The 19,886-nt window shown below is 68.8% G+C and carries 23 protein-coding genes; 11 read left to right on the forward strand and 12 right to left on the reverse strand.

Translation table 11 applies throughout. From position 1 onward, the window contains the following. Positions 1 to 64: 64 nt before the first annotated feature. Positions 65 to 559: a redoxin domain-containing protein gene (locus ACMGFG_RS18955; RefSeq protein WP_436931878.1), complete on the forward strand. Its 495-nt coding sequence runs from the start codon at positions 65 to 67 to the stop codon at positions 557 to 559. A 25-nt stretch (positions 560 to 584) separates the two neighbouring features. Further along, positions 585 to 1,058, forward strand: coding sequence for a GNAT family N-acetyltransferase (locus tag ACMGFG_RS18960; RefSeq protein WP_436931879.1), 474 nt, complete (start codon positions 585 to 587; stop codon positions 1,056 to 1,058). 15 nt (positions 1,059 to 1,073) lie between these two features. On the opposite strand, the gene ACMGFG_RS18965 is transcribed toward ACMGFG_RS18960, so the two are convergent. Next, on the reverse strand, positions 1,074 to 2,534 hold the full coding sequence (locus tag ACMGFG_RS18965) for a phosphoglucomutase/phosphomannomutase family protein (protein ID WP_436931880.1): 1,461 nt from the start codon (positions 2,532 to 2,534) through the stop codon (positions 1,074 to 1,076). An 85-nt stretch (positions 2,535 to 2,619) separates the two neighbouring features. Here ACMGFG_RS18965 and ACMGFG_RS18970 point away from each other — a divergent pair, with 85 nt between their 5' ends. After that, positions 2,620 to 4,314, forward strand: a complete 1,695-nt coding sequence (locus tag ACMGFG_RS18970; RefSeq protein WP_436931881.1) for an autotransporter outer membrane beta-barrel domain-containing protein — start codon at positions 2,620 to 2,622, stop codon at positions 4,312 to 4,314. A 7-nt stretch (positions 4,315 to 4,321) separates the two neighbouring features. Here the strand turns inward: ACMGFG_RS18970 and ACMGFG_RS18975 are convergent, their stop codons facing one another. From ACMGFG_RS18975 to larB, 3 genes are all read right to left on the reverse strand, one after another. Continuing rightward, complete coding sequence (locus ACMGFG_RS18975; protein ID WP_436931882.1) at positions 4,322 to 4,585, reverse strand: GIY-YIG nuclease family protein; 264 nt, start codon at positions 4,583 to 4,585, stop codon at positions 4,322 to 4,324. Positions 4,586 to 4,600: 15 nt separating this feature from the next. After that, complete coding sequence (locus ACMGFG_RS18980; protein WP_006883201.1) at positions 4,601 to 4,750, reverse strand: DUF7563 family protein; 150 nt, start codon at positions 4,748 to 4,750, stop codon at positions 4,601 to 4,603. Between the two features lie 124 nt (positions 4,751 to 4,874). Then, positions 4,875 to 5,645 carry a nickel pincer cofactor biosynthesis protein LarB gene (larB, locus tag ACMGFG_RS18985; protein ID WP_436931883.1) on the reverse strand — a complete coding sequence of 257 codons (771 nt, stop codon included), beginning with the start codon at positions 5,643 to 5,645 and terminating at the stop codon, positions 4,875 to 4,877. 277 nt (positions 5,646 to 5,922) lie between these two features. Here larB and ACMGFG_RS18990 point away from each other — a divergent pair, with 277 nt between their 5' ends. Beyond that, positions 5,923 to 6,090: a DUF1931 family protein gene (locus ACMGFG_RS18990; RefSeq protein ID WP_006883199.1), complete on the forward strand. Its 168-nt coding sequence runs from the start codon at positions 5,923 to 5,925 to the stop codon at positions 6,088 to 6,090. Between the two features lie 31 nt (positions 6,091 to 6,121). Here ACMGFG_RS18990 and rpiA read toward each other — a convergent pair whose 3' ends face one another. Both rpiA and ACMGFG_RS19000 read right to left on the reverse strand, forming a co-directional pair. Next, entirely contained in the window at positions 6,122 to 6,802 is a 681-nt protein-coding gene (gene rpiA, locus ACMGFG_RS18995) for a ribose-5-phosphate isomerase RpiA (RefSeq protein ID WP_436931884.1), read from the reverse strand. Between the two features lie 94 nt (positions 6,803 to 6,896). Next, positions 6,897 to 7,073 carry a DUF7501 family protein gene (locus tag ACMGFG_RS19000; protein ID WP_436931885.1) on the reverse strand — a complete coding sequence of 59 codons (177 nt, stop codon included), beginning with the start codon at positions 7,071 to 7,073 and terminating at the stop codon, positions 6,897 to 6,899. 246 nt (positions 7,074 to 7,319) lie between these two features. Between ACMGFG_RS19000 and ACMGFG_RS19005 the strand changes: the two genes are divergently transcribed. Together ACMGFG_RS19005 and glmM are read left to right on the forward strand one after the other, a co-directional pair. Then, on the forward strand, positions 7,320 to 7,448 hold the full coding sequence (locus tag ACMGFG_RS19005; RefSeq protein ID WP_436931886.1) for a hypothetical protein: 129 nt from the start codon (positions 7,320 to 7,322) through the stop codon (positions 7,446 to 7,448). A 145-nt stretch (positions 7,449 to 7,593) separates the two neighbouring features. Beyond that, a complete protein-coding gene (gene glmM / locus ACMGFG_RS19010) occupies positions 7,594 to 8,907 on the forward strand; it encodes a phosphoglucosamine mutase (RefSeq protein ID WP_436931887.1) in 1,314 nt (437 codons plus the stop codon). A 186-nt stretch (positions 8,908 to 9,093) separates the two neighbouring features. On the opposite strand, the gene ACMGFG_RS19015 is transcribed toward glmM, so the two are convergent. Next, positions 9,094 to 9,252 carry a DUF7563 family protein gene (locus ACMGFG_RS19015; protein ID WP_006883194.1) on the reverse strand — a complete coding sequence of 53 codons (159 nt, stop codon included), beginning with the start codon at positions 9,250 to 9,252 and terminating at the stop codon, positions 9,094 to 9,096. A gap of 305 nt (positions 9,253 to 9,557) precedes the next feature. On the opposite strand from ACMGFG_RS19015, the gene ACMGFG_RS19020 reads away from it, so the two are divergent. Next, positions 9,558 to 11,006, forward strand: a complete 1,449-nt coding sequence (locus ACMGFG_RS19020; RefSeq protein ID WP_436931888.1) for an aryl-sulfate sulfotransferase — start codon at positions 9,558 to 9,560, stop codon at positions 11,004 to 11,006. A 50-nt stretch (positions 11,007 to 11,056) separates the two neighbouring features. Here ACMGFG_RS19020 and ACMGFG_RS19025 read toward each other — a convergent pair whose 3' ends face one another. Further along, entirely contained in the window at positions 11,057 to 11,635 is a 579-nt protein-coding gene (locus tag ACMGFG_RS19025) for a DUF7090 family protein (RefSeq protein WP_436931889.1), read from the reverse strand. 317 nt (positions 11,636 to 11,952) lie between these two features. On the opposite strand from ACMGFG_RS19025, the gene ACMGFG_RS19030 reads away from it, so the two are divergent. Next, entirely contained in the window at positions 11,953 to 13,899 is a 1,947-nt protein-coding gene (locus tag ACMGFG_RS19030; RefSeq protein WP_436931890.1) for a right-handed parallel beta-helix repeat-containing protein, read from the forward strand. 230 nt (positions 13,900 to 14,129) lie between these two features. Continuing rightward, positions 14,130 to 14,687: a lycopene cyclase domain-containing protein gene (locus ACMGFG_RS19035; protein ID WP_436931891.1), complete on the forward strand. Its 558-nt coding sequence runs from the start codon at positions 14,130 to 14,132 to the stop codon at positions 14,685 to 14,687. 46 nt (positions 14,688 to 14,733) lie between these two features. On the opposite strand, the gene ACMGFG_RS19040 is transcribed toward ACMGFG_RS19035, so the two are convergent. Continuing rightward, positions 14,734 to 15,105, reverse strand: coding sequence for a hypothetical protein (locus tag ACMGFG_RS19040; protein ID WP_436931892.1), 372 nt, complete (start codon positions 15,103 to 15,105; stop codon positions 14,734 to 14,736). A gap of 124 nt (positions 15,106 to 15,229) precedes the next feature. Between ACMGFG_RS19040 and ACMGFG_RS19045 the strand changes: the two genes are divergently transcribed. Next, positions 15,230 to 16,552, forward strand: coding sequence for an MFS transporter (locus ACMGFG_RS19045; RefSeq protein WP_436931893.1), 1,323 nt, complete (start codon positions 15,230 to 15,232; stop codon positions 16,550 to 16,552). A gap of 1 nt (position 16,553) precedes the next feature. Here the strand turns inward: ACMGFG_RS19045 and ACMGFG_RS19050 are convergent, their stop codons facing one another. Then, positions 16,554 to 17,675, reverse strand: coding sequence for a pyridoxal phosphate-dependent aminotransferase (locus tag ACMGFG_RS19050; protein ID WP_436931894.1), 1,122 nt, complete (start codon positions 17,673 to 17,675; stop codon positions 16,554 to 16,556). A 192-nt stretch (positions 17,676 to 17,867) separates the two neighbouring features. Between ACMGFG_RS19050 and ACMGFG_RS19055 the strand changes: the two genes are divergently transcribed. Further along, on the forward strand, positions 17,868 to 18,515 hold the full coding sequence (locus ACMGFG_RS19055; RefSeq protein ID WP_436931895.1) for a DUF6517 family protein: 648 nt from the start codon (positions 17,868 to 17,870) through the stop codon (positions 18,513 to 18,515). 105 nt (positions 18,516 to 18,620) lie between these two features. On the opposite strand, the gene ACMGFG_RS19060 is transcribed toward ACMGFG_RS19055, so the two are convergent. Next, on the reverse strand, positions 18,621 to 19,052 hold the full coding sequence (locus tag ACMGFG_RS19060; RefSeq protein WP_436931896.1) for a DoxX family membrane protein: 432 nt from the start codon (positions 19,050 to 19,052) through the stop codon (positions 18,621 to 18,623). 48 nt (positions 19,053 to 19,100) lie between these two features. Then, the gene (locus ACMGFG_RS19065) at positions 19,101 to 19,808 is read right to left on the reverse strand and encodes an SDR family NAD(P)-dependent oxidoreductase (RefSeq protein WP_436931897.1); all 708 of its coding nucleotides are present in this window, start codon (positions 19,806 to 19,808) and stop codon (positions 19,101 to 19,103) included. Positions 19,809 to 19,886: the final 78 nt, after the last annotated feature.

Raw genomic sequence — 19,886 nt, forward strand, 5'->3', positions numbered from 1 at the left:
GGCGGGTCCACGTCGGCGACCTCGGACGCAGTCGTTTTGACCGGGGAGCGTCTATCGGCGGTCGATGAGTGGCTCTCAGCCAGCGCCGGCGTTCGAGTTACCCAACGTCGGGGCCGGTCCCGACCCCTGTTCGCTGGCGACGCTTGCGGACACCGAGTCGTTCGTCGTCCTCCTCTTTCACCACGACGACGCTTGCCACGACTGCCGCGCTCAGGCGAAGAAGGCCGGCGAACGCTACGCCGCGCTGCGGGCCCGCGACGCCGTCGCCGTCTCCGTGCTCCCCCGGGACCGCGAGCGGGCAGAGGACTGGCAGGAGCGCTTCGACCTCCCACACCCGCTGCTGGTCGACCCCGACGGGACCGCGGGCGCCGACTACGGCCAGCCCGTCCGGCTCCCGATGTTCGCGGAACTCCCGATATTCGGGCGGCTCCCTGCGGTCGCCGTCGTCGACACCCGCGGCGCCGAACCGGAGGTCGCCTGGACCTACCGCGGCCGGTCGACGTGGGACCACCCCTCGATGACGACCGTCCTCGAAGGCCTCGACAGCGTCCGGGAGTGAACTCGATGCGCCCCCCACTCCGCCGATGCCCCGCGACGTGACCGTCCGCCCGGCGACGGCCGACGACCTGACCGGCGTGCTCGGCGTCCTCGACGCCGCCGCGCTGGCGACGGACGCCGACCGGGTCCGCGCGAGCGCCGCGGGCGGCGACGCGTTCGTCGCGGTCCGCGGATCGGGGTCAGGAGCGGGCGACGCCAGCGGGACCGTCCTCGGCGCGCTCGTGCTGGTCGACTCTGAGGTCCCGGACAGCGCCGAGAGCGCGGGGCCGGACAGCGCCGAGATCGACGCGGTGGCCGTCCGGCGGCGCCGCCGCGGCCAGGGGATCGGTCGGGCGCTGGTCGCGGCGGCCGCCGAGCGCTACGGCCGACTGGTCGCCGAGTTCGACGCCGGTGTGGTGCCGTTCTACGAGTCGCTGGGGTTCGCGGTCGAGGCCGTCGACGGGGAGCGCGACCGCTATCGGGGCGTGTTGCGCGGTGCGATAACGGACGAGGACGCCTGATGGAGCGTCGCCGGCTCAGACCAGCGGCTCGACCAGCTCGCGGCCGGCCGCGAGCAGTTCGTCGACACGCTCCTGTGAACTCGCCTCGGCGTAGACCCGCAGTTTGGGCTCCGTGCCGCTGGGACGCATCAGCAGCCAGGTGCCGTCCGCGAGGAAGATCTTGAAGCCGTCGACGGTCGAGACGCGCTCGACCGCCGAGCCGGCGAGTTCGTCGGGCAGCGCGTCCTCCAGGTCGCCGAGAACGGGGTCCTTGCGCTCGTCGGGGCAGTCGACGCTGACCCGGTCCTGGACGATGGCGCCGTGGCGCTCAAGCAGGCCGTCGACGCGGTCGTCGTACGGTTCGGCGGCGGCGACGGCCGCGGCGAGGACGGCCACTGCGACGCCGTCCTTGTTGCGGACGTGGGTCGTGATGCCGAACCCGCCGCTCTCCTCGCCGCCCATCAGCGCGTCGTGGTCGGCCATCGCCTGTGCGACCCACTTGAAGCCGACTGCCGTCTCGTGGACCGACTGGCCGTAGGCCTCGGCGACACGATCGACGATGCTGCTGGTCGAGACCGTCCGGACCACGTCGCCCGTCGGCCCCTGGTCGGGCTCGCCGTCCCGGGCCTCGTCGTCGACCGACCAGAACCCGCCGTCGAGCAGCGCCTCGTAGGTCGCGGCGAAGAAGAGGTTCGGGTCGAGGACGCCTCGGTCGGGCGTGACGACGGCGATCCGGTCGGCGTCGCCGTCGTTGGCGACGCCCAGGTCGGCGTCCGACTCGGCGACGCGGTCGGCCAGGTCGCCGAGGTGGGCGGCGGTGGGTTCGGGCGAGTCGCCGCCGAAGTCGGGGTCCCGATCACAGCGGAGCCGCTCCACGTCCGCGCCGGCGCGTTCGAGGAGCAGGTCGGTGACGCCGCGGCCGCTGCCGTGCATCGCGTCGTACACAACGGAGAGGCCCGACAGGTCGGTGTCGACGGCGTCGAGCACGCGGTCGGTGTACGGGGCGACGAGGTCGGCCTCTTCGACGCCGCCCCACTGCGATTCGGGGAGCGGGTCGGGCTCGGCGAGGCGGTCGGCGAGGGCGTCCGTGACTTCGGGGAGCGCGGGCGCACCGCCCGCGGGGAGGAACTTCACGCCGTTGTACTCCGGGGGGTTGTGCGAGGCGGTGACCATCAGCCCGCCCGCGAGGTCGCGCTGGCGGACGGTCCAGGCGACGACCGGCGTCGGGCAGTCGCGAGGGGGGACGAGCACGTCGAAGCCGTTCGCGGCGAGCACGCGGGCGAGCTCCTCGGCGAACCCGCGGGAGGTCTCGCGGGCGTCGTAGCCGACGGCGACGGTTCCCGACCCGTCGCTGGCGTCGAGGGACCCGTCGGCCTCTTCGCGGAGGTACGTCGCGACTGCCTGGCCGACCATGCGGACGCGCGGCTCGGTGAACTCGTCGAGCGTCGCGCGCCAGCCGTCGGTGCCGAACTCGATCGCAGCGGCCTCGTCGGTCATAGCGGGGAGTGCGCCCCGGGGTCGCAAAAAGCTCCCGCCCCAGTTGGGACAGATTCAACACGCGCGTTCCCACTGTCGTACAGACATGGGTGTGCTCGGTCGCCGTCGAGCGCTCTCGATCGTCGCCGCAGTCGTCCTCGCGCTGTCACCGGTCGGTGCCGCGTGTGGCGTCGTCGGCGCGACCGGAACGCAGGCGACGGCGGACTACACGATCGACAGCGTCGACGCGTTCGACTACTACAACAGCCGCGGATTCGAGGACAGCAACGGCGACGGACAGGTCGTGATCGCGGTCACGGCAACGCTGGATCTCTCGGAGAGTCGAGATCCGACCATTCAATACGGGGGCGACGCACCGCTCGTCCTCCGGGGGAGCGGCGGCTTCACCAACTCGGGGGCCACGTTGGTCAGGTTGAGCGGTGACACCGACCTCACGATCCAGGGGCTGACGATCACGTCGATTCCCCGGAACAACGGCTACGGACACGCCGCGCTCCGGGCCGATGGTACCGTCGTCCTCCGGGACGTGACTGTCCGTGACACGGGGCGGTTCGTCTTCACGGACGGCGACGTACGTGTCGTCGACAGCACGTTCCGCCGGACCGGGCAGGTCGTCAAGACGGACGGCACCGTGACCGTCTCCGGGACGCTGATCGAGAACGCGAGCGACGACGACCACGGCGTGATCCGCGGCGACGAACTGGTCCGGCTCTCCGACACGACCGTTCGCAACGTCGACGGACGCAACGTCGGCGGGATCAGGAGCGACTCGGTCGTCGCGCGGAACGTGACGGTCGCCGATACCGACGGTGCGGTCTGGGCGGAGGGCGAGGTAACGATCGAAGACAGTTACCTCAGCGACGGTAGCACGGTCGTTACCGACGGCGCTGTCCAGATATCGGACTCACGCCTCGTCGATATCCGGGGCGACCTGGCCGTCGACGGCGGCAGTGTCGACATCGACCACGCGCGGCTTCGCCACACCAGCGGCATCGGCGACCAGTACAGCAGCGACATCACCGTGACGGACAGCACACTGACCGATGTGGGACGGCTCAACGGCGAGGATATCGTCCTGCGGCACGTCACCGTCAACCGGACGAACGGCAGGACTGCCGAGGCACATTCGCTTCGGGTCGAACACAGTACGATACGGAACACTCAGGGGCTTCGCGGCGTTGACGGGGTCACGGTCGTCGACTCCGTCCTGTCCCACACCGACCGGATCGACATCGGTGGTTCGCTGACGATCCGAAACTCGACGCTCGTCTCCTTCGGTCGCTTCCAGTCGGGCAACGAGTACTGGCAACTCCGGATCGTCGACTCGACGATCCACGGCTCGTCGTCGCCGCTCGTACCCGCGGTCAACGAGCAGTCGATCCGGCGGGTCAACTTCATCGAGGCCGAACCGCCGGTGTTCGAGGGCCGTCTGCCCAACAAGAGCATGGTGTTCGTCGACACGACCAGCGACAGCGAACCACCGGGCGAGTGGACCGCCGACGTGTTCTGGAGCCGCGAGGAACCGTTCCCCTCCGTCGACAGTTTGCCGGCCAGCGCCGTTCGGACGCCGACCACGACACCGACCGCAACGCGGACCGGGACGGCGACCGACGCGGCCACTTCGTCGACGCCGACCGAGACGACGACGCGAGCACCGGAGCGGGACCGGGCGACAGAACGGGACCGGGCGACGGCGACGCCCGCGACCGGCTCTGGGTTCGGACCGGTGATCGCGCTGCTCGCCGCCGCCTTCACCGTGCTCGCCGGCCGGCGACACTGATCGCACGTCACTCGATCAGTCGCTCTTTCTCGGCCCGCGAGCACTGCTTGATCTCGTACTCGCGACTCATCGCGGCGGACTGCGAGTCGAACCCCTCGACGTGGACGAGTTCGACCGGCGTCCGGCCGCGGGTGTACTTCGCGCCCGCGCCGTCGTCGTGCTCGCGGACGCGTCGCTCCACGTCGGTGGTGTACCCCGTGTAGAAGGTGTCGTCGGCGCACCGCAGGACGTAGACGAAGTGGTCGGGGTCGGCGGTCCGCTGGTCGGTCATCGGGCTGTGCGGGGACTACGCTTCGGGGGCGCGCTCTCTCGCGACTTCCGCGATACCCGCGTTCGCCGAGCAGCTCGGACAGGCGTGGACCGCACCGGTCTCGTCGGCGAAGACGCGAGCGAACTGGTCGGAGACGTGCGCACCGCAGTGATTACACGTTGGCATTCGTTTGTCCCGGCTGTCAACCGGTACCAGTCCCTTGACGCGCCCCGGATATAACGAGTGTACCAACGCTGTTTGGTGTCGTCCGTGTAACCGGATGAGAGAGCCCATACCGGCCGTCTCTCGGTCATCCGTCGCTCCGCGCGGCGTCGACGCGACGGGCGATCAGCCCCGCCTGCGCGCCGGCGGTGAACCCGGCGTCGACGTTGACGACCGAGAGGGCGGTACACGACTGGATCATCCCCGAGAGCGCGGCCTCGCCCTCGCCGGCGTGGCCGTAGCCCGTCGAGACGGGGAGCCCGATGATCGGCACGTCGACCAGTCCCGCGAGCACGGTCGGGAGTGCGCCCTCGCGGCCGGCGGCGACGACGAGGGCGTCCTGCTCGCGCAGGACTTCGAGCGAGTCCACCACGCGAGCGAGCGAGGCGACGCCCACGTCGTCGACCCGCTCGACGGTCGCGCCCATCTCGCGGGCGACGGCGGCGGCCTCCCCCGCGGGGACCGCGTCGGAGGTGCCGGCGGTCACGACCCCGACCGCGGCGTCCAGGTCCGGCCGCTCGAAGTCGGGGGTCGTCGCGACGACGACACCCGAGCGGTCGTCCGCCTCGACGGTCGCTTCGGGGTGGTCGGCCGCCAGCACGTCCGCGACGGCCTCGGCGACCGCCTCGTCTGCGCGGGTCACGATCGCCCTGCCGGTCGTCTCGACGGCCGTCGACGCCAGTGCCGCCACTTCCGCGGGCGTCTTGCCGTCGGCCAGCACCGCCTCGGGGACGCCGCTGCGGGTCGTCCGGGCCGCGTCGAACCGCCCGGCCTCGCCGGTGGCGTAGCCCGCCAGCTCCGCCTCGGCCTCGGCCGGCGAGACGTCGCCCGCCGCGACCGCTTCGAGTAGTTCGCGCATACCCCCTCTGGGCGTTCGATCCACTTGACCGTCCCCTTCCGGACCGGCGCCCGCGGCCCCCGCGTTCGGCCCCTGCTGAGCGCGCGCGAGCGGTCCCACACCTCCGGAGGGGCCGATTTCCGCCCGTTTCGACCCCCGGTTTCCCAAAAGATACTTAAACTACCGTCGTTCGCAGAGGCCGACCGCGCCGGAGCGCCGCTCAGACCCCCGACAAAGCCGGCGAGACTGCGTCTAATTGGGAAAGTTTATAAACCATCCATTTGTTCAAGCGACTTGTATGGCAGACCTCATTGTCAAGAACTCGGTCAAGGAAGCGCTCGAAGACATGAACGTCTCCCGCGACTTTTACGACGCCCTCGACGAGGAAGTCGAGGAGCTGCTCGACGAGGCGCAGCGACGCGCCGAGGCCAACGACCGGAAGACGGTCCAGCCGCGCGACCTGTAAGGTCGACGGGAACAGCGTATTTTTATCGGCGTCAGGGCTCGAAGACGGTTACGTCAGTCTCCGTCCCGACGTAGACCTCGTCGGCGAAGTCGACGAACAGCCCGTGCTCCACGACGCCCGGCAGCGCCGACAGGTCCGCCGCCAGCCCGGCGGGGTCGGGCATCGCGCCGAACTCGCAGTCGAGGATCAGGTTGCCGTTGTCGGAGACGACGGGGCCGCTCTTGCGGTCGGCCCGCCTGAGTTCCGGCCGACCGCCGAGCCGGCGGACGGCGTCGGCGACGGTCGACCGGGCGTCCGGTAGCACCTCGACGGGCACCGGGTCGTCGAGCACGTCGACCTCCTTCGTGGGGTCGACGACGACGAGCAGCCGGTCGGCCGCGGCGTCGACGACCTTCTCGCGGGCGTGGGCGCCGCCGCCGCCCTTCACGAGGTCGGCGCCCGCGATCTGGTCGGCGCCGTCGATCGCCAGGTCGATATCGCTCTCGTCCAGCGTCGTCAGCGGGATCCCCTCGTCGACGGCGATCTCTCTCGCCTGGAACGACGTGGGGACGCCCTCGATGTCCAGCCCCGCGTCGACCTCGCGGCCGAGCGGGCGGATGGCGTGAGCCGCCGTGCTGCCGCTCCCGAGTCCGACGACGGTGCCGTCTTCGACCGCTTCGGCCGCGCGCTCGCCCGCGCGGCGCTTGGCCGCCTCGCGCTCGCTCTGGTTCATACCCCACCCATCGCCTGGGGGTCGCAAAAACGCTACCGACCGCGAACGGCCGGCGGTCGGTACCCTCACCGTCCTCGACGGTCGGCGACGACGGTCAGCCGCTCCAGCCGCCGCGGAGGTCGCCGCCGACCCGGTCGCGCCAGGTCTCGAACTTCGCCTCGCATTCGGGGTGCTCGGCCGTGTGGTCGACGAAGCCCGCGCCCGGCGACGCGAGCGCCTCGCCGCAGAACGGACACCGCTCGGGGTCGTTCCAGGAGTCTGTCGCTGCCATACCAGAATCGGCCAGGTCCAGCGACATAAGTTTTCCCGGAAAATAATATAGGTACATGGATTGGTGGTTAAACACCCTATTATTTTTCTGTCCCGAAAGAGATTATCTCGGAACCGAGTCCCAGAAGCGCGTGAACAATTCACAATACCCCCGCGAAACGGTCACACAGGCCGAGACGTACGTCCTTATATTCTCAAGTCGCGATAATAGGAACGCTTAAATCGGAGAACGATCTGAACTCCGGTAATGGCAACGCAGCAGCACACAGCCGTCGGGGCGTACAGGTGTCCCGACTGCGGCGGCGAGATAACGTTCGAACACCAGTCCTGGGAGTGCAGCGACTGCGGTCACGCGCCGCGCCACGGCGCCGACTGACCCCGGGACGAGCGGTACAGCCACCCGCCCGCGCGGCGAGTCACTGGATACTGTCAGGCATCCACCCTTTTCCCCTCGACCGGCCGACGCCGAGCGACCGCGTCGACGGCCGAGTTTTTTGGTCCGACCCGCCGTCGCGTCGACTATGTTCGGAACCAGCGGCATCCGGGGACCGGTCGGCGAAGACGTGACCGCAGAGCTGGCCCTCTCGGTCGGGCGAGCCCTCGGCGTCGACGCGGACCGCGTCGTCGTCGGCCGCGACGCCCGCGAGAGCGGCCGGCTCCTGGCGGACGCGCTCGCCGCGGGCCTGCGCGAGTCGGGCGTCGATGTCGTCGACCTCGGCCTGTCCGCCACGCCTACGGTCGCCCGGAGTGTCGCCCGCGAGGATGCCGACGCCGGCGCCGTGATAACCGCCTCCCACAACCCCGCACCCGACAACGGCATCAAGCTCTGGCAGCCCTCCGGGCAGGCCTACGACGCGGACCTGCGGGCCGAGATCGAACGGCGACTCCGCGAGGACACCGCCGACCTGGCGGCGTGGGACGAACTCGGTGACCGGGTCGACCGCGTCACCGCCGACGACCGCCACGTCGACGCCCTGGTCGACTCCGTCGACGTGCCGGAGCCGCTGTCGGTCGTCGTCGACGTGGGCAACGGCGCCGGCGGCGTCACCGTCGACGCCCTCCAGCGGCTGGGTTGCGATGTCGAGACGCTCAACGCCCAGCCCGACGGTTCCTTCCCCGGGCGGCCCAGCGAGCCGACACCGGAGAACTGCGAGTCGCTCGCCGCCCTCGTGGCGGAGACGGACGCCGACCTCGGGATCGCCCACGACGGCGACGCCGACCGGATGCGCTGCGTCGCCGCCGACGGCACCTACCTCTCGGGCGACGTGACTCTCGCGCTGCTGGCCCGCGCGGCCGCGAGCCCGGGCGACCGCGTCGCCGCGCCCGTCGACACCAGCCTCGCCGTCGACGACCACCTCGCCGAGATAGACGTGTCCGTCGAGCGCACACAGGTGGGCGACGTGTACGTCGCCGAGCGCGCGGGCGAGTCGGGTGTCGCCTTCGGCGGCGAGCCCAGCGGCGCCTGGATCTGGCCCGCGGAGACGCTCTGCCCGGACGGCCCGCTCGCGGCCTGCAAGGTCGCCGCGCTCGCCGCCGAGCGCCCGCTGGCCGACCGACTGGCCGCGGTCGAGACCTACCCGATCCGCCGCGACTCGGTCGAGACCGCCGAGAAGGGCGCCGTCATGGAGCGGGTGACCGAGCGCGTCCTCGCGGAGTACGACGACGTGACGACGCTGGACGGCGTCCGCGTCGACCTGGGCGACGCCTGGTTCCTCCTGCGGGCCAGCGGCACCCAGCCCCTCGTCCGGATCACCGCCGAGGCCCGCGAGGCCGACCGCGCCGAGGCCGTCTTCGCCGAAGCGTGGGAGCTGCTGGACGACGCCGTCGGGGCGTAGGGCCCAGCCGTCCGCGCGAGGGACCAGGCTCTCTGGACGTGGACCAGCCGACAGGGGGAGCGGTCGCTCGGCGGGCGTTCGCTCCACGGAGAACGGAACAGGAGAAGCGTCCTGGCAGCGTCCCGGGCGGGTCCCCCCGAACCCGCCAGGTCGCCTCCCCCCGATAGTTCACGACGATTCAGGACCCTAGCCGCGACGGGTCGAGCGCGCCTCGCGGACGTCGGCCCCGTCGCGGATCTTGTCCTCGCACTGAGGACAGACGCGCGGCGACTCGACCCCGTTGGGCGTGAACACCCGTGCGTAGTCCGCCGTCACGAAGGAACCGCAGTTCTGGCATTCCGGCATACAGTACATCCCTTCGAGTACTGGACCTTAATGGTTGGTGATTTGGTAGTAGCACTCACACCCCGTCGAACCCGGGCGTGACGGCGTCAGCGCCGGTTCCGGACGGCGGCCACGGCGCGGATCTCGATCCGGACATCGAGAACGGGATCGACCCCCCTAAGAACAGCCAGATGACGATGGGGAACGCCGTTCGCTGCTTCGGTCGGTCGGAGCGGTGGCCGGGCACAACTGCACCAGAGCGGTACGGTTATTACCGAGAGACGGCTGGAACCGGACAACCGGACCGCAGTTCCGGAGGTCTCCGAATGGACTGGGATTCACTCGAACTCACGCGCCCCCTGGCCGCCCGTCTCTGCGTGGTCGCCCTGATCGCGGCACTGCTCGTGCCGTCGGGCGTCTCGGCGCTCACGCACGAACCCGTCGAACTCCAGAAGGGTGCCATCGACGAGCCCGCCAACGGCACCACCGTCATCGCCGTCCAGGGGTTCAAGGGACGCGGACAGAACAGCTCCAAGAAGCCCGCGCGGCTCGTCGGCGTCGGCCCCGCAGGCGACCTCGAGTGGCACTACGAGCCAAAGGAGGACGTGACGTGGTTCTACGACGTGGATCCCCTCGACGACGGCACCCTGCTGGTCGTCGGCGCCCGCCCCGACGGCACGACCGTCTTCAAGTACGACCCCGACACGAACAGCCGCGTCTGGACCGAGCGGCTCGACATCCACGACACCCACGACGTGGACCTGATCAACGGCGATCAGCTGCTGATCGCCAACATGCGCAACTACAACGAGATGACCGAGACCAACAACGACCGCATCTTCGTCTACAACCGGACGACCGGCGAGACGGAGTGGGAGTACCGCTTCGAGCGCATCTACGACCGCGGCGACGGCGGCAGCTACACCGGCGACTGGACCCACGTCAACGACGTGGACAAGATCGGCGAGGGCCGGTACATGGCCTCGCCACGCAACATGGACGAGGTGGTCGTCATCAACCGCTCGACCAAGGAGGTCGAGCTGTCGCTGGGCGCGCCGGGCAACCACAGCGTCATCTACGAGCAGCACAACCCCAACTACCTCACCAGCGAGGACGGGACCCCGACCATCGTCGTCGCTGACAGCGAGAACGACCGCGTCGTCGAGTACGAGTACGAGGGCGGCGAGGGCCGCAACGCGACCTGGGAGCGCACCTGGAACCTCGGCGTCGACGGCAACCTCAACTGGCCCCGCGACGCCGACCGGCTCCCCAACGGGAACACGCTGGTCACCGACTCGCTCAACCACCGCGTCATGGAGGTCACCCCCGAGGGCGAGGTCGTCTGGGAGTACTACGCCCCCTGGGGCACCTACGAGGCCGAGCGGATGCACCTCGGCGACGAGCCCGGCGGCCCCACCATCGCCGACCAGGACGCCGAGGGCGCCTACGGCCTGAACGGCAGCGCCGCGCTCACGCCCGGCGCGACCGAGCGGGCCACCTTCGCCTCGTGGCTCCACAGCACGTTCGCCGGCACGCCGATCTCGGGACCGGTCGCCTCGTTCGCCGAGCGGTGGGCCCACGTCGCCCCCTGGGTCCGCCCCGTCTGGATGGACCCGTGGGCGTTCGTCGCGGCGCTCGGCGCCGCCCTGCTGACCCTCGGCTGGGTCGGCACGGAGGCGGTCTACCACCGCCGCTGGATCGGCGGCCGTCTCCGCGCCGGCTACGACCGCGTGCGCCCCTCGGGCGGCGTCGACTCGACCCGCTCGGACGACTGACGGCGCCGCAGCCCGGCGGTTCTGGGGAAACGTCGCGGCGCCGGAGCCGGTCAGAAGTCGGCGGCGACCGACCCGTCCTCGGAGAGGTCGACGACGCCGTCGAACCGCGCGCGGAAGTCCGCCAGTTCCGCGTCGTCGTGGACCCCCTTCGCCAGGTGGAACAGGCCGACGGCGTCGTGCTCGTCCAGCAGTTCGAGGATGGCGTCGACGGCCTCGGCGGCCCGCTCGGCGTCGGAGTAGTACACCATCTCCGTCACCGAGTCGAGGCTGACCCGGCGCTTGCCCTCGGTCGATTCGAGGAAGGCGCGCGTCTCCTCGACGATCCCCTCGAGGTCGTCCGGCGCGGAGACGTACCTGACGTTCTCGGACTGGCGGCGGGTGTAGCCCCGCTCGACCGACAGCGCGTCGAGAATCGTCGCCCGCTCCTCGTCGACCTCGTAGTGTTCGAGCTTCTGGCGCACCTCGCGGGCGGTGGTCCGCGTCGAGATGACCAGCATCTCGTCGGTGTCCGTGCTCAGAAACTCCGTGTCGATGCGGTCGGTCTCGCCCGTGCTCGGATGCAGCAGGAGGATGCCCGTCCCGCCGGGTACCGTGTCCGGCGCCGACTCGATGGCGAGCTGGTAATCCATGTACACGGGAGCGGCCGGAACCGTCTTAAGATTGGCCTTCCGTCTCACTGGTCTGCGACCCGTCTGCTCTCGGTCGCTGCGCTCCCTGTCGGCACAGGACGAGAACACACGAGCGGGAACGGGCCGGTGCCGGAGGCGCCCGCTGTTCCGTACAGCGGGACGAGCGAACCCCTCAATCAAATATCAGATATTGGCAAAGAGCGGCGTGCGAGATATAGGCCATGAATCGGTCGGTACAGACCTCTGATACTTGCTGAATCTGACACAGTGACCGATATTTCCGAAGATTTATCAATATTAGATAGAGTGATGGGGATATGAGTGAATTTACTACGAGTACAACTGCTACCTGTATTGCGATCCTGTTCCTTATTGGAATCTCGTTGTTCGGTGGCGTCGCGGCTGGTGACGATCCAACCTTCGTCGAGGAGCCGATCTCCAATGACGAAACATGGACTCCCGGGGAAGGCCCCTATCGTGTCACAGACGATATCACGGTTTCTAATGGAACTCTGCTGACGATAGAACCCGGGACGACTGTTGAATTTGTGGAGGGCGGTTCGCTGATAATCAAAGGAGAACTGGTTGCTGGCCAGAATAGTAGCGAGAACGTTCAATTCACAACGTTGTATGATGATGCCAGCGCAGGTAATTGGGATGGATTGATCATCCAGGGGTCGGCCCAGTTGAACAATGTATCAATCAACAAGCCGGCACGTGGTCTCGTTGTAAACAACGGCGGTGCTGCCGAGGCCACTAGCATACAGTTCCATGAAACTCAACATTCCGCCGTCGTACTCGACTCTGGCGGTACCGCAGTTTTAGTTGATGCAAAGTTCGGAGATGTCGGCGATGGGCCCTCCGGTTCAGATATATCCTTCGAGGGTCGGAGTGGGCTCACGATTCGCTCTTCTGTCGTCCCGCATGGGATCAGCGGCCACTCGGACAATGCCGGAGTCACCAATCTAACGGCGATAAATAACGATTTTCGAGGGGAACTCTCGCTTCCGGGCAGAACGAATGAGGTGACATTCAAAAATAACCTAATCAGAGACGAGGTAACATTTGAGCGGCGATACGGCGGTGGAAGCGGTTTCGTCTTTACACAGAACACGATCACCTCTGCCGGGAAAGTGTCGGTTTCAGTTATCGACACTCTCTCAGATGTCACCGTCACGGAAAACAATCTGACTAGCGGCCGCTTCCTGATTTCATCCTCGGGTACAACCCAGCACGTCCGGGTTCAATCGAACACTGGAAAGAACGGTGTCATCAAGATCATCGGGGAAGACGATCTCGAGGACATCACTGTTCGAGGGAACGAGTTCCAGAATACACGGCTTCAGCTCCGCGGTTCCTCCCTCTCTAACATTCAAGCTAGCGAGAACACGCTTATCGGGGGGAGTCGAGGAATCGAATTGATTGCTGAACATCAGGTCGAGAACGCTGAGTTGACTCAAAACCGGATCTACTGGGCGGAATCGGCGGGGATCTATATTAAAACAACGCACCCCAGCGTAGGGGACGTGACCGGTACCAATATTTCGAACAACATGATTGCTCGAAACGGCGGTGCTGGCATTTTTATCAACTCGCGCAGTGCGAACATCTGCTGTGACGACGACGCCAAATCAGTGATCAGTGGGAACCATCTTGTGAATAATACGTTCGGTATCGAACTGATCAAGGGGAAACCGACTGTCATAGAACAGAACCACGTCGTTGGAAACAATAAGACGGGGATACGGCTGGCTGCAGATGGACCGGCTATTGATTCGGCGACTGTTTTCACTGTTCACCGGAACAATATCTATGATAACGGGGCCGCTCTGACATACGAATCAGGGACTGATGCAGAGGTTATCGCGGAAAATAACTACTGGGGGGCACCGAGTGGCCCCCATTACCCAGCTGTCCTCCCAGAAGGAGAGGGGGGCAACGTTTCGAGTCAGGGAGAGATTGTAAACATCAATCCTTGGAGAGAGTCCCGTTTCGACGGGCTCGTTCCCGAGAGCGTTCCACCCAAGCAGACGGAGCAGTCGGACTCCAGACGATCAGCTACTCCAACGGTAACCGATTCGGAGAGATCTACCGCGGAAGAAAACTCCGCACAACTGCAGACGAAATCAGAAACGGAAGAGGACTCAGAGTTAGACGGTGATCGTGACGGTGCCTCGGGGTCCCGAGGACCCGGATTCGGTATCGTAGCTACACTGCTTGCCGTTTCCGCCGTAGCACTCCTCGCTAATAGAAGGGGAGAATAACTAAGAGTCATCACTAACCGTCGCTGATCGGGCGCCACGACTCATCTATCGACTACCCGATCTGCCTGCAGACGGAACCCGACTCCGTGCGAGATCTGCGCCCTGTATTCGTCACGATGCTGTAGACCTTGACGCAATCTGGCGGATGTTCCGGCGTTGTATTTGCAGAAGAAACCGACCGTCCTCAGCGAAGACCCGGTTCTCATGTGGGTGGCACCGCACGTGACGGTATGGACAGCGGTCGCGCGAAAGGGTTCGTCGCCCTCACCTTCGGCCTCGGCGTCGCCGTCCTCTGGGCGGCTGTGGCCGGGGTCGTGCCGCCGAGCGGTGGCGTCGCCGCGGTCGTCTGGTTCGGGACGGCGCTGGGGGTTGCCGGGGGACCGGTAGCGCGGGCGGAGCGGCGCCTGGCGTCGGGGCTGGCCGCTGGACTGGCCGCGCTCGTCGTCGCCGTCGCCGTCGAACCGCTGGCCGGCGTTCCACTGCCCGACATCGGCGTCCTCGGTCCGTACACCTACCTCGCGACCGAACTCGTGTTCGGGTCGCTCGCGCTGGGGCTGCTCGTCCGCGCGGGCCGGGCGGCGCTACGGCGCGCGGCGGTGACCGTCGCCGTCGTCTACCCGCTGGCGTACGTCTGGGACTGGTACACGCTGGAGGTTGGGGTGTTCGCCATCCCGCTGCGGACGGGCGTCGAGTTCGTCGGGATCCCGGTCGAGGAACACCTGTTCATGCTCGTCGTCCCGGCGCTGGTGCTGGGGATCCACGAGACGCTCCACGACCGGTCGGGATGACGGGGCGGACCGTCGGGGCGTTTCGACGGAGACCGAGACGCGCCGCTCAGACCAGGTTGTCGTCGTCGAAGACGAACGCGGAGACGTGGGAGGCGAGCCGGCGGGCGTCGTCCTCGGTCTCGGCGTGGAGTTCGCCGGCGACGTGGCCCGTCTCGCCGCCGACGCCCGCGGTCTGGGAGTCGGGGTCGACGCGGACGGAGTAGGAGCGCAGCGAGCGGACGTGCTCGCGGAGCCGCCGCAGCGCCCGCTCGGAGAGCTGGCCGTCGAGGTGCTGGAGGTCGTAGCGGACGACGTAGCCGCGCTCGCCCTCGCGGACGGCCACGACGGGGAGCCCGCGGTCGGCGCAGCGGTCCCACAGCGACCGCCCCTCCGCCTTGGTCTCGTAGGTCGGCACGTTCGACGGCGCCAGTTGGTCCATCGCCCGGAGGTAGGGCCGCGAGACGTTTCTACGTTCCGCAGGCGAATGTCGGCCCGAGTGTCAGACGGGATACTTCAACGGCGTTCAGGGAAACGTCAAGTCCGCGCCGTCCGACGGACCGCCCGTGCGCGTCGACCTGTCGGACCCGCGGGCGCTGATCCGCCGGTACTACCTCTTCCAGGCGCTGGCGGCGGTCGGGTTCGTCTCCCCGGTCTTCGCGCTGTTCGTCCTGCGGGATCTGACCTACCCGCAGTACGGGACACTGAGCGCCGTCTACTCGCTGGTGCTGGTCGGCGGCGAGATCCCGACGGGGTACGTCGGCGACCGTGCGGGCCGCCGGGACACGCTCGTCGCGAGCAAGATCGCGATGGCCGCCTCGCTGCTCGGGTTTCTCCTCGTTGACTCGTTCGCCTCGTACCTGGTCGTCTACGTGCTCTGGGGAGCCGGAGTCGCCCTGACTTCGGGGACGGGCGGCGCCTGGCTCTACGAGGTGCTCGAATCGACCGTCGGCGAGGAGCAGTTCACGACGATCCGCGGCCGCGGGCAGTCGATCGCCCGGTGGAGCTCCGCTGTGACGACCGTGGTCGGCGCCGTCCTCTACGGGGTCGACCCCCGCGCGCCGTTCATCGCGGCGGGCGCGCTCATGCTCGTCGGCGCGGCCGTGGTCGCGACGCTCCCCCGGACCGAACAGTTCGAGGCCGGGGAGACGGTCGGCCCGTCGGTCCGCGATGCGCTCCCATTGCTGCGCGACCGCCTCGCTCGCCCGCCGTTGCGGTCGTTCGTTGCCTTCGCCGCGCTCGTCTTCGGCGCCGTCGGCGCCGGCAACCAGTACGTCCAGCCGATCGCCGTCGCAGTCGTCGAGGGGGTCGACCTCGGCGCGCTCCCGGTCGTCGGCGGCGTCGTCGGAGCCATCGGAACCGTATCGCTCCCCGTCGAGATCCCGGTGTCGGCGGCGACCGGGCTGGGACCGCTGTACGCGAGTTTCGCCGTCGTCGCGGGCGTCGTCAGCTACTACGCGGGGCCGATCGAGGCGCGGTTCGGCCTCTCGCGCGTCCTCGCGGGAGCCGCGCTGGTCCTCGTCGCGGCGACGCTCGTCCCGCTCGCGGCCCCGCTGGCTGCGTTCGCGACGTTCTACCTGCTCCGCGCGGTCCACTACCTGCTCCGGCCGATGGTCGAGGGGCACGTCAACGACCGGGTCGAGAGCGTCGGTCGGGCGACCGTGCTGTCGGCCGTCTCGATGGTCGTCGGCCTCGCTCGGACGCCGTTCGTCGTCCTCGCGGGCGTCGCAGCGGGCGCTCGTGGCCCCGTGGCGGCATACGGTGCGCTCGGCGCCCTGCTGGTCGCGACGACCGTCCCGCTCGTGGTCCTCGGCTCGCCGTTCCCCGACGAGGACGCGGCGGGCGCCAGCGAGGACGAGGAAACCGACGGCGGCGGCGCGCCGAACTAAGTCAGGCCACTGCGTCGTAGGCGTCGTCCATGATCGCCAGGGCCTCCTTCAGCGTCTCGACGTTGACGGCGTAGGAGATGCGGGCGTACCCCTCCCCGTGCTCGCCGAAGGCGTCGCCGGGGACGACGACGACCCCGCGGTCGATGACCTCGTCGACGAACCCCTCCGGCACCTTCGGCATCGCGTAGAACGCGCCCTTGGGCGTCGGGCACTCCAGGCCGATATCGGCGAGGCCGTCGAGCAGCACGTCCCGGCGCTGTTCGAAGGATTCGACCATCTCGTCGACGGGGTCCTGCGGCCCGGTCAGCGCGGCTTCGGCGGCGTGCTGGGCGGCGGCGGTCGCGCAGGCCTGGCCGTACTGATGGACCCGGAGCATCCGCTCTATCCGGCGGTTCGAGCCGGTGACCCAGCCCAGCCGCCAGCCCGTCATCGAGTAGGTCTTCGAGCAGGCGCTCACGACGACGACGTTGTCGCTCTCGGCGAACTCCAGCGGCGAGCGGTGTTCGCCCTCGAAGACGATGTGTTCGTAGACCTCGTCGGAGATACAGAGCACGTCGTGCTCGTCGGCGATGCGGGCGAACTCCCGCATGTCTTCGGGCGGCTGGACCGCGCCGGTGGGGTTGGCGGGGCTGTTGACGACGAACGCGGCGGTGTCGTCGGTGATCGCCTCCTCGACGGTGGCGGGGTCCATCGTCAGGTCGTCGCGCAGCGGGACCGGCTTCGGATCGCCGCCGGCGAGCCGTGTGAGCGGGTCGTAGGAGACGAACCCGGGGTCGGGGAAGATCACCTCCTCGCCGGGGTCGACGTGGGCCTCCAGCGCGATGTGGAGCGCCTCGCTGCCGCCGGCGGTGGCGATGACGTCGTTCGGGTCCACGTCGATGCCGCGGTCCTCGGCGTACCGATGGGAGATAGCCTCCCGCAGCGACTCGGTGCCTTTGTTGGAGGTGTAGCCGTCGGCCTCCCCCGTGCGGATGGCCTCGACGGCGCCCTCGCGGGCGTGCTCGGGCGTCGGGAAGTCGGGCTGGCCCAGCCCGAGGTTGATCGCGTCCTCGCCCGCGGCCTCGAAGACCTCGCGAATGCCGCTTATCGACACCTGCTCGACGCGTCGGGAGAACTCCGTCATACTCCCACGGCGGGCGCGCTCCCCGATAACTGTTGAGGGTCCCGCCGTCGGGGCTGCCGGCGGACGCGCGGCCGTCGCCACCAGCGACCGCCGCACCGCCGCGGACCGATCAACCGCCGGAACATTCCCGCGAGCGAACCGGAATTCCGGGCATCAGCAGGTTTATCCGGGTTCTGGCGCAACGAGGGGCGCATGCACACACGACAGGCGTTCGCGACGCTGGCGGTCCTCGTCCTGACGGTGACGGCGGGTTGCGGGTTCATCACCGGGGGGAGCGCGCTGGCGTTCAGCGCCTCGCCGGCGACCGCGAGCGACGCCGCGCTCTCGGAGACCGGCTACGAGGAGCGGGCCGTGACGAACACGACGGTCACGCGCAACTTCAGCGCCGCCGGCCAGACCCGACAGGTCGAGGTGACCAACCGGCAGGCCCGCTACGAGCGGGCGGTCGACCTCGGGCCGCTGGGTTCCCAGCGCGCGGCCGTGTTCGTCACCTTCGCCAGCCCGGAGGTGGAGGTCGCCACCCGGACGTTCAACCCCATCTCCGACATGTCCACCCGCGAGGTGCTCCGGCAGTTCGAGTCCCGGTACGAGGGCCTGAGCGTCGGCGAAAGCGTCGACAACCGGAGCGTGCGGGCGCTCGGGAGCCAGCGCACCCTCGAACAGTTCGAGGGGACCGCCACGCTCGGCGGTAGCGAGGTCGACGTGTACGTCCACGCCGCGAAGTTCAAACACGAGGGTGACTACGTCGTCGCCGTCGGCATCTACCCCCAGCGACTCGACGGCGAGGCCGAGAACATCGTCGCGCTCACCGAAGGGCTCGAACACGACGGCGAGGAGTGACCGACCGAGAGTCGCCCCGCTCTTTTAGCTCGTCGCAACCGAGCACCGCGACCCGCAGCCTCGGTTGACGCGCCGCAAAAGGGTCGGTTCGGCGAGCGCACGCGGTCACTGTCCGGACCGCCGGATCGCGTCGAACAGCACGGCCCACGCGAGCGCCGACAGCCCCACGTCCCGGACGAGCACGTCGACGAAGAAGCCGCCCTCGACGACCGCGGCGACGGCGAGGTAGGCGGTCGTGGCCGACAGCGAGACGGCGGCGACGCCGGCCGCGACAGCGGTCGCCCTGTCGGCGACGATCGCCGCGCCGAACCCCACTTCGAGGACCCCGTTGACGAGCATGAACGCGACCGGCGAGACGACCAGCCACGGCGCCAGCCAGTCGGTGACGTACGCCGCCCAGACGCCCGGCGCGAGTAGTTTGTGGACGCCGGCGAGCAACACCATCGCGCCGAGGCCGACGCGAGCGACCGACAGCGGCGCGGGCACACGGTCGCCGAGCGCGCTCGCTGCGGCCTCGGCGCGGTGACGGGTACTCATCGACGCGTCGTTGGGACCGCCCGGTCAAAACGGCAGGGGTCGACCGGGTCAGAACTCTTCGACGTGCGGGCGCAGGTCGAGTTCGAGCGTCCACGCCGAGCGGTCCTGTTCGACGAGGTGCCAGTAGCTCTCGGCGATCTCCGCCGGGTCGAGGAACGTCTCCTCGTCGCTGTCAGGGTTCGCCTCGGCAGCGCTCGGCGTGAGGATCTGCCCGTCGATCACGACGTGGGCGATGTGGACGCCCTCGGGACCGAGTTCGCGGGCCATGCTCTCGGCCATCCCGCGGGCGGCGAACTTGGCCGCCGAGAAGCCGATGGCACCGTCCCGGCCGCGCAGCGCCGACGTGGCGCCGGTGAAGATGATGGTCCCGCCGTCGCCGTCGACCATGTCCTCGGCAGCCTCCTGGGAGGCGACGAACGCGCCCCGGCCGTTGACGGCCCACGCGCGGTCCACGTCCTCGACGGAGGCGTCGAGCAGTCCCGACCACGACCCCGCGCTCGCGTGGTTGACCAGCAGGTCGACCGCCCCCCACTCGGAGCGCACAGTTCGAAACGCCTCGCGTATCTCGCCGGGGCGTTCGAGGTCGGTCGGGACCGCCAGCCCGTCGCCCGGCTCGGGCAGGTCCGCGGCGAGGTCTTCGAGATACTCCCCGGAGCGCGCGAGGAGTGCGACACGGCAGCCCTCCGCCGCGAACTTGCGCGCGAGCGATTCCCCGAGTCCGGGACCGACGCCGGCTATCACCGCTGTTCGTGCCATGGGTGGCGAGAGGGACGCCAGCGACTAAGGGGCTCTGACGGTCGACGACGCTGCCGGCGGACCCACGACTCACCGCGA

It is taken from the genome of Halosimplex halobium (genome assembly GCF_051414055.1).
GTDB lineage: Archaea > Halobacteriota > Halobacteria > Halobacteriales > Haloarculaceae > Halosimplex > Halosimplex halobium.